This is a genomic window from Bacillus toyonensis BCT-7112 (assembly GCF_000496285.1).
GTDB lineage: Bacteria > Bacillota > Bacilli > Bacillales > Bacillaceae_G > Bacillus_A > Bacillus_A toyonensis.
In genome coordinates, this window is the sequence record NC_022781.1 from 2,813,417 (window position 1) to 2,827,394 (window position 13,978).

Here is a 13,978-nt window from a genome sequence, read left to right on the forward strand (position 1 = left end):
GGCAATTATGATAGGACTGTAAATCCATATTTCTTAAAGATAGATTGTGCATCTTTTGACTGCAAATATTCATAAAATGAAGTCGCCTCTTTCTTATGCTTCGATTCTTTTATAACGCCTAAAGGATAGTGGATTGGTTCATGAGAAGTAGCTGCTGCCGTCTCGCCAATTTTTACTTTGTCTGAAATGAGAGCATCTGTTTTGTATACAATACCAGCATCGACATTACCTGTTTCTACATATGTTAACACTTGGCGAACATCTTTTGTAAATACGATTTTATTTTGAATGTCATTCCAAAGATTTTCATGTGTGAGAGAAGCTTTTGCATATTTCCCAGCGGGTACAGATTCAGGTGTACCAAGTGCGATTTTTTTGATTTTCTCATCTTTTAAATCTTGAATTTTTGTAAGAGAGCTATCTTTTGGGACGACTAGAACTAGTTCATTTCCAAGAAGGTTTTTTCCTTCTTTTTCATTAATGAATCCTTTTTTAACAAGTGTTTGGAATTTATCTTCTGCTGCAGAGAAGAATAAATCAGCAGGCGCACCTTGTTCGATTTGTTGTTGAAGTGCACCGGAAGCACCGAAGTTAAAAGAAAGTTTAATATTAGGCTTTTTCTCTTTATATTGTTTTTCAATTTCTTTTAATGCATCTTGTAAGCTAGCAGCAGCTGATATAGTCAGTTCGACTGTTTTTCTCTCTTTAGCAACTGACTTCTCCTTCTTTTCCACGCTTGTACAAGCAGCACTAAATATAAGAAGGAAAGAAAGTATAAGTGCCCCAATAGATCGTAATGTGAATTTGTTCATAAAAAAATCCCCTTTCGTTTTGACATAACTAATTATAACTAAATATAACTAATTATAACTAGTTATAATTGAATATAATTTGAACAATATGGTTGTTTTTAAAAAATAGGAGAAATATTCTTTTCTTTGTTACAATGAAGGAAGAAAGTGAGGAATCGTCTATGGATCATCATTCCTACACAACGGAAGAAGTAGCGAAGCGATTAAAAGTATCAAAACTAACTGTATACGACTTAATTAAAAAAGGAGAACTTCCTTCTTATAGAGTTGGTAGACAGATGCGCATTGATACAGCGGATTTAGAACAATATATAAAGCAAATGAAAACAGGAAAGATACAAGTTACTTCTGTAAAGAATGACGATAGTAGTATCTTGAATACATGCATCATTAGCGGGCAAGAACTAACGTTAGATATGTTGGCAAAACGTATAGAAAATCGATTGCTAAATTCTAATGTATTAAGAGCGTATCAAGGTAGTTTAACAAGTTTAGTGAAGATGTACCAAGGAGAAGGAAGTGTAGTTAGTTTACACTTATTTGATGGTGAAACGGGTACTTATAATGTTCCTTACGTAAAACGTATTTTAGTTGGACAACCGTGTATTATAATCAATTTATTGGCAAGAAATGTGGGGTTTTATGTTCAAAAAGGAAACCCAAAGAAAATAAAGACATGGGCTGACATATTCGGGTCCTCTATAAAATTTGTAAATCGAGAAAAAGGCTCTGGTATTAGGGTGCTAGTGGATGAACAATTACGAATTCAAAAGTTAAATAAAGAACATATTAGTGGATATGAATGGGAAGAATCGAGTCATCTTGGTGTTGCCACGCAAGTTGCGAACGGAAAAGCTGATGTTGGGGTAGGATCGGAAAAGGTTTCGCAAATTGTAAATGTAGACTTTATTCCGATAATGAAAGAACAGTATGATTTAGTAATTTTGAAGAATAAAGACAATGAAGAACTTATTGAAGTTATGAAAGACATTCTGCAATCGGAAGAATTTCATAATGAGTTAAAAGCGATTGGCGGATACGATATTATGAAAACAGGCCAAATTATATATGAAACAAACTAAAAAGCTGCTTGTCTATAAGACGAGCAGCTTTTTCTATATATAAAGGGGTTTGGGGAAACGAATTGTTAAACAAGACTTTGAGCAAGTGTGTAAATGAAAGCTGTAAGAAGAGTCGCTCCACTTGCAAGTCCGATAAAGTCTGATTTGTTGAAAGTAATGTTGTTCATTATAATCTCTCCTTATTTGTTTAATGTAGTTGCAACTGCTTTTGCATCGACAAGTGCGGATAGCACCATGCCCATTGTGTTAAAAAAATTGTTTGATTTCATTTTGTTCATCATGCGTATCCGCTCCTTTTCGAATTGTTGTTGCCCTGCTTTATGTCTTAATTATAGGGAAAATGATGAACTACAACTATCGAATTATCTTACGGGAGACTTACACTTTTGTAAGAAAAAAAGACATTCGTGTAAGAATGTCTTTTAAAGCATATTGATGTGATGGTGCTCTTCAATTGTTTTTAAAAAGCTACGCATTGAATTGGTCATGTAGCTATCTTTGCGGCGTATGAAAACAGTTGAAATACTACCGTATTTCTCGGGAATCGGATGACAGTGTACTTTACCTGCTGTAGAAAGATGTTGTACCGCGGACTGGGGCACGAGTGTAATCCCAAGACCGAGTGCTACACTATTTAATATTGTTTCTAATATGTTAAATTCCATAATTCTTTTTGGTAGCAAACCTTCATCTTTAAGCCATCGTTCTAGTTTGGTACGGTATCCACACCCTTGATTAAAAACGAGTAAGGGCGTCGTAGTAAATTCTTCTATATGAAAAGCTTTATTTTGTGTCACGAGCATTAATTTTTCTGTACTAACATCGTATTGTTCAATTAGTGGATGCTTAATAGGACCTGATATAAAGGCGCCATCTAATTGATGGTCAAGGACTTCTCTAATAAGTTCTTCGGTTAGACCAGCTTGTAATGATAAATCAACGTTTGGATAGCTTTTATAGTAAGAAGACAAAATGGTAGGCAATGTACTTACTGTTTCGACTGTACCGATTTTTAATATACCAGATGGTGTTTCACTATCTAGAAACACTTGTTTTAGCTCTTCAACATCTTGCAAAATTTTATTAACATAAACGAGCATTTTTCTTCCTTCAGCTGTTAAAGTCATGCCTCGTTTATGACGGTAAAAGAGCGGTGTTTTTAGCTCGTTTTCTAATTGTTTAATACGTGCGGTTACATTTGATTGTACATAATTTAATTCCTTTGCTGCGCCGCTTACACTACCGCGATCGGCAACGCTTTGGAAGATTTGTAAGTCTCGTAATTCCATTGTATGCTCCCCCTTGATGTTAACTATCATTATAAATGATAGTTAACATCATTTTGAATCGTTTTACGTGATATGTTTTTTCTTTTACAATTCTCTTTGTGCAAATAGAAAGAAGCGGGGGATTATGGTGAGAAGAGGTCAAATAGTAATAGGAGCTTTGGCATGTTTAATTGCAAGTATGTCATGGGGAGCGATGTTTCCGGTTGCTGATCATGCGCTAGAATACATAGATCCATTTTATTTTTCACTTATTCGTTATGGAGCAGTGGCGATAGTACTGATTATATTATTGTTAATGAAAGAAGGAAAACAGGCATTTCGTTTAGAAGGAAGGGGAAAGTTACTCGTCTTTTTTGGAACGATGGCGTTTACTGTATATAATGTACTCATATTTTTAGGTCAAATGTTAATGGGAAAATCAGGTGTAATGGTAGCCTCCATTATGGAAGCACTCATGCCGATGATTTCCATTTGTATTTTATGGGGATATAAGCATATAAAACCGAAAAAATATATGATAACGAGCATGATTATCGCTTTTGTAGGAGCTGTGTTTGTTATTACGAAAGGTGATATGAGTTTCTTTTTAACATTGAAAGATAACATGTTTTCACTAGCGTTTATATTTATTGGTGTTGTAGGTTGGGTTATTTATACGATGGGTGGTCAAACGTGTAGCGATTGGTCAACATTACGCTATTCTACATTGACGTGTGTATTTGGTACGACTGTCACAGGAATTATAACTGTAATGATTACGGTGCTTGGGTATGTTCCAGTCCCAAGTATGGGAACGATTTCTATCGTGAAGTATGATTTGTTATTTATGATGACATTACCAGGAATCATAGCGCTACTCGCTTGGAATTACGGTGTGAAAATCTTATCATCGATTAACGGCATTTTATTTATTAATTTTGTACCCGTTACGACTTTGATTATTATGATGATACAAGGGTATCAAATAACAATGTTTGATATTGTAGGAACTTTACTTGTTATTGCAGCACTTATTCGCAATAACGTTTGTCAGAGAAAAGAAGAAAATATAAATAAGCAAGTTTTACAAGAAGAGCAATTACGCCAAGCGGTTTAATAGGCAATTGGAGGATTTAACATGTTAGAAAGTTTATTGTTTTTCTTCGCCGTCGGAGTTGCGTGCGAGCTTGCAGCAATTAATCGAAATGGTCGTAAGAAGGTAAAACAACAAGCTGAACTGATACAGCTTTTAAAAGAGTTAAAAGAAAGAAAAATTTAAAAAGACGACCGGGCATAGACGGTCGTCTTTTTCTATATATAAAGGGGAAAGGGGACACAAAGTTTATATAAGCGTAGCAGCGTAAATAAAAGCAGTAAGAAGAAGAGAGCCGCTAGCTAGTCCTAAAAAATCTAATTTGTTAAAGGTGATATTTTGCATAATATATTCTCCTTACTTGTTTAATGTAGAAGCAACAGATTTTGCATCGATAAGAGCGGACAATACCATGCCCATTGTATTCGTAAATTTGTTGTTCTTCATTTTGTTCATCATATCGATCCGCTCCTTTTCAAATGGTTGCCCTGTTTCTGACTTAATTGTATAAGATATTGGGGAGAGTCACTATCGAATTAGCTTACAAGAAAATTACACTTTTGTAAGAATTGAAATTTAACAATAAATACTTATTTTTATTACCAACTCCTAAAACTTAGTGTTATAATCATTGTAAGAAAATGATTATACTTCGGATATTTAGAAAGGAACGAAACAAATGTATAAACCAATTACATTTTCGTTGAAATATATATTTAAAATGGCTGGGAAAGTAGAAGTACAAGGGAGAGAGAAATTACCAGAAGGCGGCCCTTACGTTGTTGCGTGTACACATACGAGTTTTATGGACGTTTTAATGTTAGCAACTGGGATGTATCCAACCCAAATTCATTACATGGCCAAAAAAGAATTATTTGAAGGGAAATTCAAAAACTGGTTCTTTAAAAATGTAAATGCATTTCCGGTAGATCGTGCGAATCCAGGGCCGAGCACATTAAAAATTCCATCGCGTTTATTAAAAGAGGGAAAAGTAGTAGGGATTTTCCCAAGTGGAACGAGATCAACAGAAGACGTTTCATTAAAAGCGGGGGCTGTTACGATTGCACTGCGTTCTAACGTTCCATTAGTGCCGGCAGCTTATATTGGTCCATCAAGTGTAAAAGAATTAATAAAAGGAAAAAAAGCGCAATTAGTTTTTGGAGATCCGATTCAAATTGATGCCGGAGAACAAATAGATCGAAAAACGGCTATGAAAATGATGACAGATCAATTAAACGAAAAATTTGAAGAACTAAAGGAAACTTTGCAATCGAAACAAAAGTAAAAAAGACGACCGGGCATAGACGGTCGTCTTTTTCTATATATAAAGGGGAAAGGGGACACAAAGTTTATATAAGCGTAGCAGCGTAAATAAAAGCAGTAAGAAGAAGAGAGCCGCTAGCTAGTCCTAAAAAATCTAATTTGTTAAAAGTGATGTTGTTCATTATAATCTCTCCTTACTTGTTTGTAGAAGCAACAGATTTTGCATCGATAAGAGCGGACAATACCATGCCCATTGTATTCGTAAATTTGTTGTTCTTCATTTTGTTCATCATATTAATCCGCTCCTTTTCGAATAGTTGTTGCCCTGTTTCTGACTTAATTGTATAAGATATTGGGAAGAGTCACTATCGAATTAGCTTACAGGAAAATTACACTTTTGTAAGAAAAACGAATGAAGGTGTAATGATGAGAAGATTTGACATATGTTCATGGAATTCATTAAGTTAAAAGGAGAGGTGAGTGTATGGCTAATATTAAAGATATCGCAAAGATGGCCGGAGTTTCAGTTACGACCGTTTCGAGGGTGCTAAATGATCACCCATATGTAAGTGAAGAAAAAAGGAAAGCGGTTATTGAGATAGTTGAGAAGTTGAATTACTCACAAAACGCAAACGCTGTTCATTTATCCAAAGGGAAGACGAATATTGTTGGTGTAATTTTACCTTACATTAATCATCCGTGTTTTGATGCGATGGTAGGTGGAATGATGGAGGTGGCGTTAGCTCATAATTACAGGGTGTTACTTTGCCAAACGAATTACAATAAAAAAGAAGAAATGAAAAGTTTACATATGCTAAAAACAAAACAATTGGACGGCCTTATTATTTGCTCGCGTGCGAATGATTGGGAAACGATAGAACCGTATGCTTCTTACGGCACAATAATTGCTTGTGAAGATAATGATATTTCAAATATCTCAAGTGTATATACAAATCATTCTGCAGCCTTTCAGTTAGGAATGAATTATCTTATTGAAAAAGGTTATAAAAAAATTGGTTATTGTACGGGAAGGAAGTTAGGGCCAAGTAGTCAAAAACGTTTTGATGTTTATAAACATCAATTACAATCCATAGATGAAGAGGTTAATGAAGAGTGGATTTTTACAGAATGTTTTACATTAGAAGATGGTGTGAGAGCGGCTCATAAGTTAAAGGAGATGCAGGTCCTCCCAGAAGCGTTAATAGTAGCAGGAGATGAAGTTGCGATTGGGATTATGACAGAAGTTGAAAAGTTAGGTATTCAAGTTCCTGAGGATTTGGCGATTATTGGTTTTGATAATCAACCTATTTCACAAGTGTTACAGTTGACAACGATTGATCAAAATTTAAAGGAGATAGGCAAAAACGCTTTTGAAATGTTTTATAGGCAAGTGAGCAACGAGAGTTATAAACAAGAAAAGGTGGAGATTCCGTATGAACTTGTGGAACGCTCTACAGTTTAGTCTTAATCCGTTATGTGTATAATCGCATAACGGATTATTTTTTGAAATGTCTTTGACAGGAAACGCGTTTCATACTTTATAAAAGAGTTAAACCGGTCTGTAATAATCCATGGATTCTTTTCAAGTGTTAAAACAATGAATAGAATTTGGAGGAATATGCATGAATGAACTTTTATCGAGTATGAAAAAATATGTAGAGGATGACGAAAAGATTTTAGCTGTTGTGGTAGGGATATTTGAGAAGGATGATTTTACCGTAGCTTACCGGCATGGGATTTTCGCTGCTACTACTAGACGTCTCCTTTTTTACGGGAAATTTTCGGGCTACCCTGCAATATTTGAAGAGTATCCGTATTTGCATATAGATGACATAGATCTCTGTCCATATTTTGAATTTACTTGTAATCATGAAAGGGTTAGAGCTAGGTATATTCAGAAAGGGAATGTGGAGCGATTTGTTCGTGCAGTTAGAGAAAATATGAATAATTAATCAACCCTTTGTTTAAACATAATATCTCGATCTTTAAGAGGTAAAATGCGGAATAAAAACCACTTCTAAACCTCTAGGAGATAGTGATACAATGTCAAATGGGGGAGGGTATGAATTATGGTTAATCAACGTATAAAGGAAATAACACTAATTACAATTGGTTCATTATTATTCGCAATTGGTATTAATTACTTTGCAATTCCAAACCGTTTATCGGAAGGTGGAATTATTGGTTTAACGGTTGTTACGTACTACTTATTTGATTGGTCACCAGGGATTGTGAACTTTGCTATAAATGCAGTTTTACTAGCTATTGGTTATAAGTTTTTTGATAAAAAAACGATGGTTTATACGATTTTAGGGATTGTAGAAACATCCTTGTTTTTATATGTTACAGAACATATTGAGTATCATGTAAATAGTGATACGCTATTAGCAGCTTTATTTGCTGGTTTGTTTGTAGGTATCGGATTAGGCTGTATGTTCAAAGCTGGAGGTACATCAGGAGGATCGGCAATTTTAGCACAGTTAGCAAATCAATATTTAGGGTGGAGCGTTGGTAAAGGCGTACTTATTATTGATATCGTTGTAATTGCTGGTTCTGTATTTATAATAGGACAAGAAAAAGCGATGTACACACTTGTTGCAGTATTCATCGGTGCGAAAGTGATTGATTTCATTGTAGAAGGAATGGATACAAAAACGGCTGTTACAATCATTTCAAATCAACCAGATTTAATACGTGAGGCTATTACCAAAAACATGACACGCGGTGTCACTGTATTAGAAGGACGCGGCGGATATACTGGAAAAAATAAAGAAGTTTTATATGTTGTTATTAATAAACAAGAGCTTGTTAAGTTAAAGCAAGTTATTAGCCGAGTAGATGAAGATGCTTTCGTTGTTATTCATGATGTGCGTGATGTGCTTGGTGGGGGCTTTAAAGCGAGCTAAAAGGTGAACGAGTAAAATCGTTCACCTTTTTTTATTCTTACAAAAATGTAAGTGTAATGTAATGAGATTCAATAGTAGATTTTATTGCTTCTTCTTAAAATGGATGTATATATATCCTGCAGAGGAGGAATGTTTATTGTGAAGAAAAAAATGATCACTACTATAATAGCGATGCTAGTGATAGTAGTAATGTTACTGCCTACGAAACTTGGACCAGTTATTGATAAATATAATCCGCTTTATAAGACGAAAGAATACTATACGGTTGTGAATACAATTGGTCAGCATGTTGGTGATGAGTGGTATGAATATGAATTTATTGCATTTGACGAACGTGGAAGAGAACAAAAAATAAAGAAGACTGTTAAGCATATGTTAAAGAGAGATGAAGCATTAAAAGTGTACGCAAAAGGACGATACGGCGAGTCAATTGAAGAAATTGAAGCTGTAAATATTCCTATTAATGCGAAGAGTAAACTTTTAGCGATGAGATAGCGAAATATACCCCTGCCTATTTTTTGTCGAAAATCAAAATACTAGGTAGGGGTATTTCGAGGTTCGTAAAAAAGCCTTAGTCCATATGGGCTAAGGCTTTTTTTATTATATAAAGGGGAAGGGGGTACATTGTAGTAGCATGAGTGAAAGGTATAAGAAGAGTAGCTACTAGCAATGTAATTTGGTTATGTGAGCGTTCTTCTTATTTGGCTTACTTTCTAACTGTATTGTACGAAATATAGATATGGAAAACTATCGAATTACATTACGCATAGCTTACAAACATGTAAGCCTTCTGTAATGTAATTCGATAGTTAAAAGATAGTAAATTTAATATAGTATAAATAGAAAGTCTAATGTATTACTTTCTGTTTGTAATGTAAGGAAGAATGAAAAACCAACTACTTTTTAATAACCCTCATCTGTATGTAGATGGGGCTCTTTTTATAAACCTTACAACATTGTAAGGTTTACGTAAGTTAATTCGATAGTAAATTTGTCATATTTTTTGCATAATAGATACAAATAGATGAAAATAGTTAGGGATTTAGTAAGAAGGGAGAAAAATGGGATGCGTAAAGAAGAAGTAGTGAGGTTTCCAATTAAAGATTTCTGTAGCTACTTTACTGTTGCTGTAGTATGTATTGGATTATTTGATATCATAACAAACTTAATTGTTAAATAATATAGATGATAAAACAAGAAGGGAGTTCCTTTCTTGTTTTTTTTATGGAGGAATAAAGATGAAGTGGATTGATAGCCATATACATGTTGATCAATATAAGGATGAAGAGAAAAGTAGATTACTTAAAGATTTGGAAAATAGTAAAGAGGTAAAGGGGCTTATTGCGGTATCTATGAATTATCAATCATGTAAGGAAACTTTATCTTTAGGAAAGAAATTCCCTTTCATACACCCAGCAATAGGATTTCATCCGGAGCAATCGATTCATAAAGAAGAATGTGAGCGCATATTCAAATTAATTGAAGCTCATGCTGAGGAAATCATTGCGATTGGTGAAGTGGGCTTGCCGTATTATTTAACGAAAGAAGATGAAGGGGTTACTATAGATTCATACGTGGCGATATTGAGACGATTTATAGAACTAGCTAGTGAATATGATTTGCCCATTGTATTACACGCAGTTTATGAAGATGCCGATATTGTATGTGATTTACTTGAAGAATATAAAATTTCACGTGCACACTTCCATTGGTTTAAAGGAAATGAAGCGACAATGGGACGGATGGTGAGGAATGGTTATTATATTTCTATCACACCAGATGTTTTACATAAGGAGAAAATTAGAAAGATCGTTTCGTATTATCCACTGGAATATATGATGGTAGAAACGGATGGACCGTGGGAATTTCAAGAGAATACTATAACACACCCTTGTATGATTAAAGATGTATTAGAAGAAGTTAGTGTAATAAAAAAAATTCCAGTAGAGAAAGTTGCAGAACAAATATATAAGAATACAGTTCGCTTTTATCGATTGACTGAATCCTAAAAAACACCAAGCAGCTCGCTTAGTGTTTTTTATTAGGATTCTAATTTTTTCGCACGTCTTAATAATAATAGAAAGACAATGATAACGAACCCAAGTATAAGGAAGAATCCATATTGTTTTATATAATCAATTACGTCATTTGCACTAGTTGATTTTTCAACGTGGATACCGTCTTTATTAGTAGTAATATGAATATCTTTCATTTTTACTTCATTCGTTTCTTTTTGTAAATCAATCCACTCTATGTTTGGAATACTCTCTAGATCTTTTAATACTTCTTTTAATGGTTTCACACCTAAGTAAGGATGATAGAATGCACCAATAATTCCATCGGATAATTTAGCAACAGATAAAGCACGCTCTTTCATTTGGGCAATAGCTCGTGGTTTATCTTCTTCAATAAATCCAACTGTTTCAGGCATTAATTTCATTCCATGTAGAAATGATGGTGTACTTCTATACGCTGGAGAGTGCATGGATTTCCAAGTTGTATCACTTAACTGCAGTTGACCTACATAAGTTGAAAAGTACTTTGATAAGATTTCATAACCTTTTTGAGACATTGTGTAATGAGGTGCTTCAAATGCGACAGGATATAGTTTAGCATCTACAAGTTCTTGGATACCTTTTTCAATATGATCTGTCGTATATTTTTCTTCAAATGCTTCACCTTTTTTTACATATTGGTTATATGCCTCTATATTTGGGAAATTATCTTTTGTTTTTGGCTTTTCATGCTTCGGTTGACGAATGGGTTGATCAGTTTTTACGTCCCAAAATTCAAACCCTTCACCAGTTTCACTGTCATAAAATTGGTGAGTATAACCATGCATAATAATTGCTGCACCATCATCTTGCATAGAGCGTAAAAGATCGACTAGTTCGGGTTTATCTTTTAAATGTAGTGTTTCACCTGTATCTGGATCTGTATATACAGGAATAACAGTTATCATGTAAGGAATCTTTTTCTTCTTTAATAAGTCGGCAATATCCTGTAATTGATTTATATCTGCAGCTGGGTGAACATCCTCGAGGCGTAAATAGGCTAATTTTTTATTAGTTTCAGGTTTTTGTTGAAAATAAGAAAATAAGCTTTCGCCAATATAATAAGATATCCAATCAAAGAGGTTGGAAGTTGCAACGTAATACGAATTGTTTTGCTGTACAATTAATGGATAAGTATTATTGTCTCTTAAGGCATGGGCAAGAATTGTTCCATTTGTATCAAGTTGTTTAATTGATCTCTCTTCCTCTAATGTATTCTTTAGCTTACGTGTTGGATATTCAATTTTATCAGAGTTTATATCTTCGTTTTTAAGTGTGATGAACGAAAAACGATTAGATAACTGTTCTATGTTTTGACCTAAAACTAGTAGTGGTCCGGGGAAGCTTTCTAGAAATTCTTTTGCTTCAGTAGAAAGTTCTTCTTGTTTTTCACCCATGTAAATAACGTGTGTATACGAAGATTTATCAGTTACTTCAGATAACTGTTTTATATTTTTAATTGTTATATCATTAGTGAAATGTCCTACTTGTGTATTAAGTATTTGGATATCACTTGTAATTTGATCATCATTTGAACTGTATAAAATAAGGACTTTCGACTTTTCGGTTTTTTGTGCGGAAATAGGGACAGGAATTAATAGTAGTAAACTGAATAAGAGTAATAGCCATTTTTTCATATTATTATTCTCCTAGTTTATATTTAGAATTCAATTTACAATTATATACAAAAAATAAGTTATAGTCTATGAAAGTTACATTTTTGCACGTATTTACCAAATGTTTTTTCACAAAATAGGCCTAAAGCATGATGATAATATGTATAGTTATTTGCTATGATAAAAGAGTAAGAGAATGATAGAACATAGGTAATTGTAAAGGGAAGGCTGAAAGGGGACAAATTTCAGCGGAGAAAGAGGTAGAGGTAGTGAAGAAATTCTTTGTAGGATTTTTAGTCGTTCTTGGGGTGTATTTATATTTCCAAGGAAAGTCTGAAGGAATGGATAAGCTAGTGAAAGAGACAAGCTATGTTGATTCAGAAGAAGCAAAACAGATGAAACAAATTATTATAGAGGAAGCAAAGAAAGTAAATCTTCCAGAATGGATACCTCTTACAATTGCCGAACATGAAAGTCGATTGAATCCAAGAAGTATTGGAGACAACGGAACTTCATTCGGATTGTTTCAATTGCACCGTGGTGGTGGACTTGCGCCAGATCATTTAACTGATGAAGAGTTGAAAGACCCACGTACAAATGCACAAATTGCAATGCCGCATTTGGTGAAGGGATATAAGCGCGGGGTGCAAAGAGGCTTGACTGATTTTGCATTATTGAAATATGTAGCGAATACATCAGGATGGCCAGGGAATTTAGGGCCAGAGTGGACGGATAACAATATGAAGTATAACGTTGGATTAGAGAACGTATACTATCGAAATAAAGGTGTACTAAAAGAGTAGGTTTTCGATACCTACTCTATTTTTTTATGGATATTTTTGTCTTCCTGCCTTGTGAAGTACTGCGCTAGTTGTATGTTCACTTCTTCTAGTTTTGTAGAAACTTGTGGTATTTTATATCCTACATACAACGGTGAAACGACAAACCTAGGAACAACTTTACAAATAATTTTTCCGTTTAAGTGATAGAAGAATAAGTTATAACTGCTACACCCTTTATGGAAATCTGTCAGTATGTATCGTACAGTTTGCTGAATGTAATTTGCCATTTCATCTATACATGCAATATCATCAATGATTATATTGAATTCAGTAAAACCGATAATAGGAAGCTCTGAAATATTGAGTTCAATACGTTCATTTTTTTGAACAATTATCCCTTGGAAATTTTCCTCTTCAATATTCTCGAGATAGTCTACATGTTTCATTCCGATAATTTGCATGTGTGCATGATGCAAACTTCCGCCTGAAAATGGACCATGATTTTTGTATAAAATTACAGATGAAAAGTCTTCGTTTTCCTGTAACTTTAACCAATGTTGAATAGAGAAATGAATTAGTTTTCGCATATGCTCTTCTGTATATGTTGCGATATGATCTTCACAATTATCCGTTTCGATTAAAACGGTTTGAAATGTATCTTTTAATGTAGGGAATTTATTTTTCAACCAAATAATTGAGCCCTCAGTTTCTAAAATATCCGTTAAATTTTCTCTATCGCAAAATGGACATGCAGCGCTTCTGTTCCGAATGCTTTCTGGTTTTTGTTTACCGATATCGTTTAAAAAATATAGTTGTTGTGTATCCATTTGTATATACCCCTTTAAAATATGTGTAAAAATCCCGCTTAATACATTCGGGGAAAGGAGGAGGAAATCCTTTAAAGTGAATAGGGAAAAATAAAAGACAAGATATCCTCATTACGATAGGGTATCTTGTCTTTTATTTTTTCTTTAATAATGTGTATGGATAATATAGAGTATTTTCACTATGTTTCGTTTTTCTATTTTTTATTGTGTATAAGGCGATTGCTGTACTTGTGATTATAATAATGGCTTTCTTCATATTCATATACCCCTTTTTA

The 13,978-nt window shown here is 34.0% G+C and carries 18 protein-coding genes; 10 read left to right on the forward strand and 8 right to left on the reverse strand.

The features are described 5' to 3' along the window. Positions 1-5: 5 nt before the first annotated feature. Positions 6-812 carry a molybdate ABC transporter substrate-binding protein gene (modA, locus tag BTOYO_RS14575; RefSeq protein ID WP_001032238.1) on the reverse strand — a complete coding sequence of 269 codons (807 nt, stop codon included), beginning with the start codon at positions 810-812 and terminating at the stop codon, positions 6-8. Between the two features lie 134 nt (positions 813-946). Here modA and BTOYO_RS14580 point away from each other — a divergent pair, with 134 nt between their 5' ends. Beyond that, on the forward strand, positions 947-1,894 hold the full coding sequence (locus BTOYO_RS14580; protein WP_000657122.1) for a helix-turn-helix transcriptional regulator: 948 nt from the start codon (positions 947-949) through the stop codon (positions 1,892-1,894). A 65-nt stretch (positions 1,895-1,959) separates the two neighbouring features. Here BTOYO_RS14580 and BTOYO_RS26435 read toward each other — a convergent pair whose 3' ends face one another. Further along, complete coding sequence (locus tag BTOYO_RS26435) at positions 1,960-2,061, reverse strand: DUF3948 family protein (RefSeq protein WP_001060020.1); 102 nt, start codon at positions 2,059-2,061, stop codon at positions 1,960-1,962. Between the two features lie 255 nt (positions 2,062-2,316). Next, entirely contained in the window at positions 2,317-3,183 is an 867-nt protein-coding gene (locus tag BTOYO_RS14585) for a LysR family transcriptional regulator (RefSeq protein ID WP_000423064.1), read from the reverse strand. A 127-nt stretch (positions 3,184-3,310) separates the two neighbouring features. Between BTOYO_RS14585 and BTOYO_RS14590 the strand changes: the two genes are divergently transcribed. Next, a complete protein-coding gene (locus BTOYO_RS14590; protein WP_001252495.1) occupies positions 3,311-4,279 on the forward strand; it encodes a DMT family transporter in 969 nt (322 codons plus the stop codon). Positions 4,280-4,300: 21 nt separating this feature from the next. After that, on the forward strand, positions 4,301-4,441 hold the full coding sequence (locus tag BTOYO_RS14595; RefSeq protein WP_000894071.1) for a YrzO family protein: 141 nt from the start codon (positions 4,301-4,303) through the stop codon (positions 4,439-4,441). Positions 4,442-4,504: 63 nt separating this feature from the next. Here BTOYO_RS14595 and BTOYO_RS26445 read toward each other — a convergent pair whose 3' ends face one another. Next, positions 4,505-4,600: a DUF3948 family protein gene (locus tag BTOYO_RS26445; RefSeq protein WP_001179702.1), complete on the reverse strand. Its 96-nt coding sequence runs from the start codon at positions 4,598-4,600 to the stop codon at positions 4,505-4,507. Between the two features lie 334 nt (positions 4,601-4,934). Between BTOYO_RS26445 and BTOYO_RS14600 the strand changes: the two genes are divergently transcribed. Continuing rightward, the gene (locus BTOYO_RS14600) at positions 4,935-5,540 is read left to right on the forward strand and encodes a lysophospholipid acyltransferase family protein (RefSeq protein WP_000277795.1); all 606 of its coding nucleotides are present in this window, start codon (positions 4,935-4,937) and stop codon (positions 5,538-5,540) included. 64 nt (positions 5,541-5,604) lie between these two features. Here the strand turns inward: BTOYO_RS14600 and BTOYO_RS26455 are convergent, their stop codons facing one another. Next, positions 5,605-5,700, reverse strand: coding sequence for a DUF3948 family protein (locus BTOYO_RS26455; protein ID WP_001060006.1), 96 nt, complete (start codon positions 5,698-5,700; stop codon positions 5,605-5,607). Positions 5,701-6,002: 302 nt separating this feature from the next. Between BTOYO_RS26455 and BTOYO_RS14605 the strand changes: the two genes are divergently transcribed. The 5 genes from BTOYO_RS14605 to BTOYO_RS14630 all read left to right on the forward strand — a co-directional run bounded on the left by BTOYO_RS14605 (position 6,003) and on the right by BTOYO_RS14630 (position 10,433). Next, the gene (locus BTOYO_RS14605; RefSeq protein ID WP_001273894.1) at positions 6,003-6,980 is read left to right on the forward strand and encodes a LacI family DNA-binding transcriptional regulator; all 978 of its coding nucleotides are present in this window, start codon (positions 6,003-6,005) and stop codon (positions 6,978-6,980) included. Between the two features lie 160 nt (positions 6,981-7,140). Next, positions 7,141-7,470, forward strand: a complete 330-nt coding sequence (locus BTOYO_RS14610; protein WP_001004254.1) for a PH domain-containing protein — start codon at positions 7,141-7,143, stop codon at positions 7,468-7,470. Positions 7,471-7,587: 117 nt separating this feature from the next. Then, positions 7,588-8,424 carry a YitT family protein gene (locus BTOYO_RS14615; RefSeq protein WP_000248049.1) on the forward strand — a complete coding sequence of 279 codons (837 nt, stop codon included), beginning with the start codon at positions 7,588-7,590 and terminating at the stop codon, positions 8,422-8,424. 138 nt (positions 8,425-8,562) lie between these two features. After that, positions 8,563-8,919, forward strand: coding sequence for a YxeA family protein (locus BTOYO_RS14620; protein ID WP_000728436.1), 357 nt, complete (start codon positions 8,563-8,565; stop codon positions 8,917-8,919). 743 nt (positions 8,920-9,662) lie between these two features. After that, positions 9,663-10,433, forward strand: coding sequence for a TatD family hydrolase (locus BTOYO_RS14630; RefSeq protein ID WP_000871077.1), 771 nt, complete (start codon positions 9,663-9,665; stop codon positions 10,431-10,433). 32 nt (positions 10,434-10,465) lie between these two features. Here BTOYO_RS14630 and BTOYO_RS14635 read toward each other — a convergent pair whose 3' ends face one another. Further along, positions 10,466-12,115 carry a DUF2334 domain-containing protein gene (locus tag BTOYO_RS14635; protein WP_000759032.1) on the reverse strand — a complete coding sequence of 550 codons (1,650 nt, stop codon included), beginning with the start codon at positions 12,113-12,115 and terminating at the stop codon, positions 10,466-10,468. Between the two features lie 248 nt (positions 12,116-12,363). On the opposite strand from BTOYO_RS14635, the gene BTOYO_RS14640 reads away from it, so the two are divergent. Further along, on the forward strand, positions 12,364-12,897 hold the full coding sequence (locus BTOYO_RS14640; protein WP_000713241.1) for a transglycosylase SLT domain-containing protein: 534 nt from the start codon (positions 12,364-12,366) through the stop codon (positions 12,895-12,897). A gap of 11 nt (positions 12,898-12,908) precedes the next feature. Here BTOYO_RS14640 and BTOYO_RS14645 read toward each other — a convergent pair whose 3' ends face one another. Together BTOYO_RS14645 and BTOYO_RS14650 are read right to left on the reverse strand one after the other, a co-directional pair. Next, on the reverse strand, positions 12,909-13,703 hold the full coding sequence (locus BTOYO_RS14645) for a DUF4931 domain-containing protein (RefSeq protein ID WP_002037820.1): 795 nt from the start codon (positions 13,701-13,703) through the stop codon (positions 12,909-12,911). Positions 13,704-13,836: 133 nt separating this feature from the next. Next, positions 13,837-13,965: a hypothetical protein gene (locus BTOYO_RS14650; RefSeq protein ID WP_002037821.1), complete on the reverse strand. Its 129-nt coding sequence runs from the start codon at positions 13,963-13,965 to the stop codon at positions 13,837-13,839. Positions 13,966-13,978: the final 13 nt, after the last annotated feature.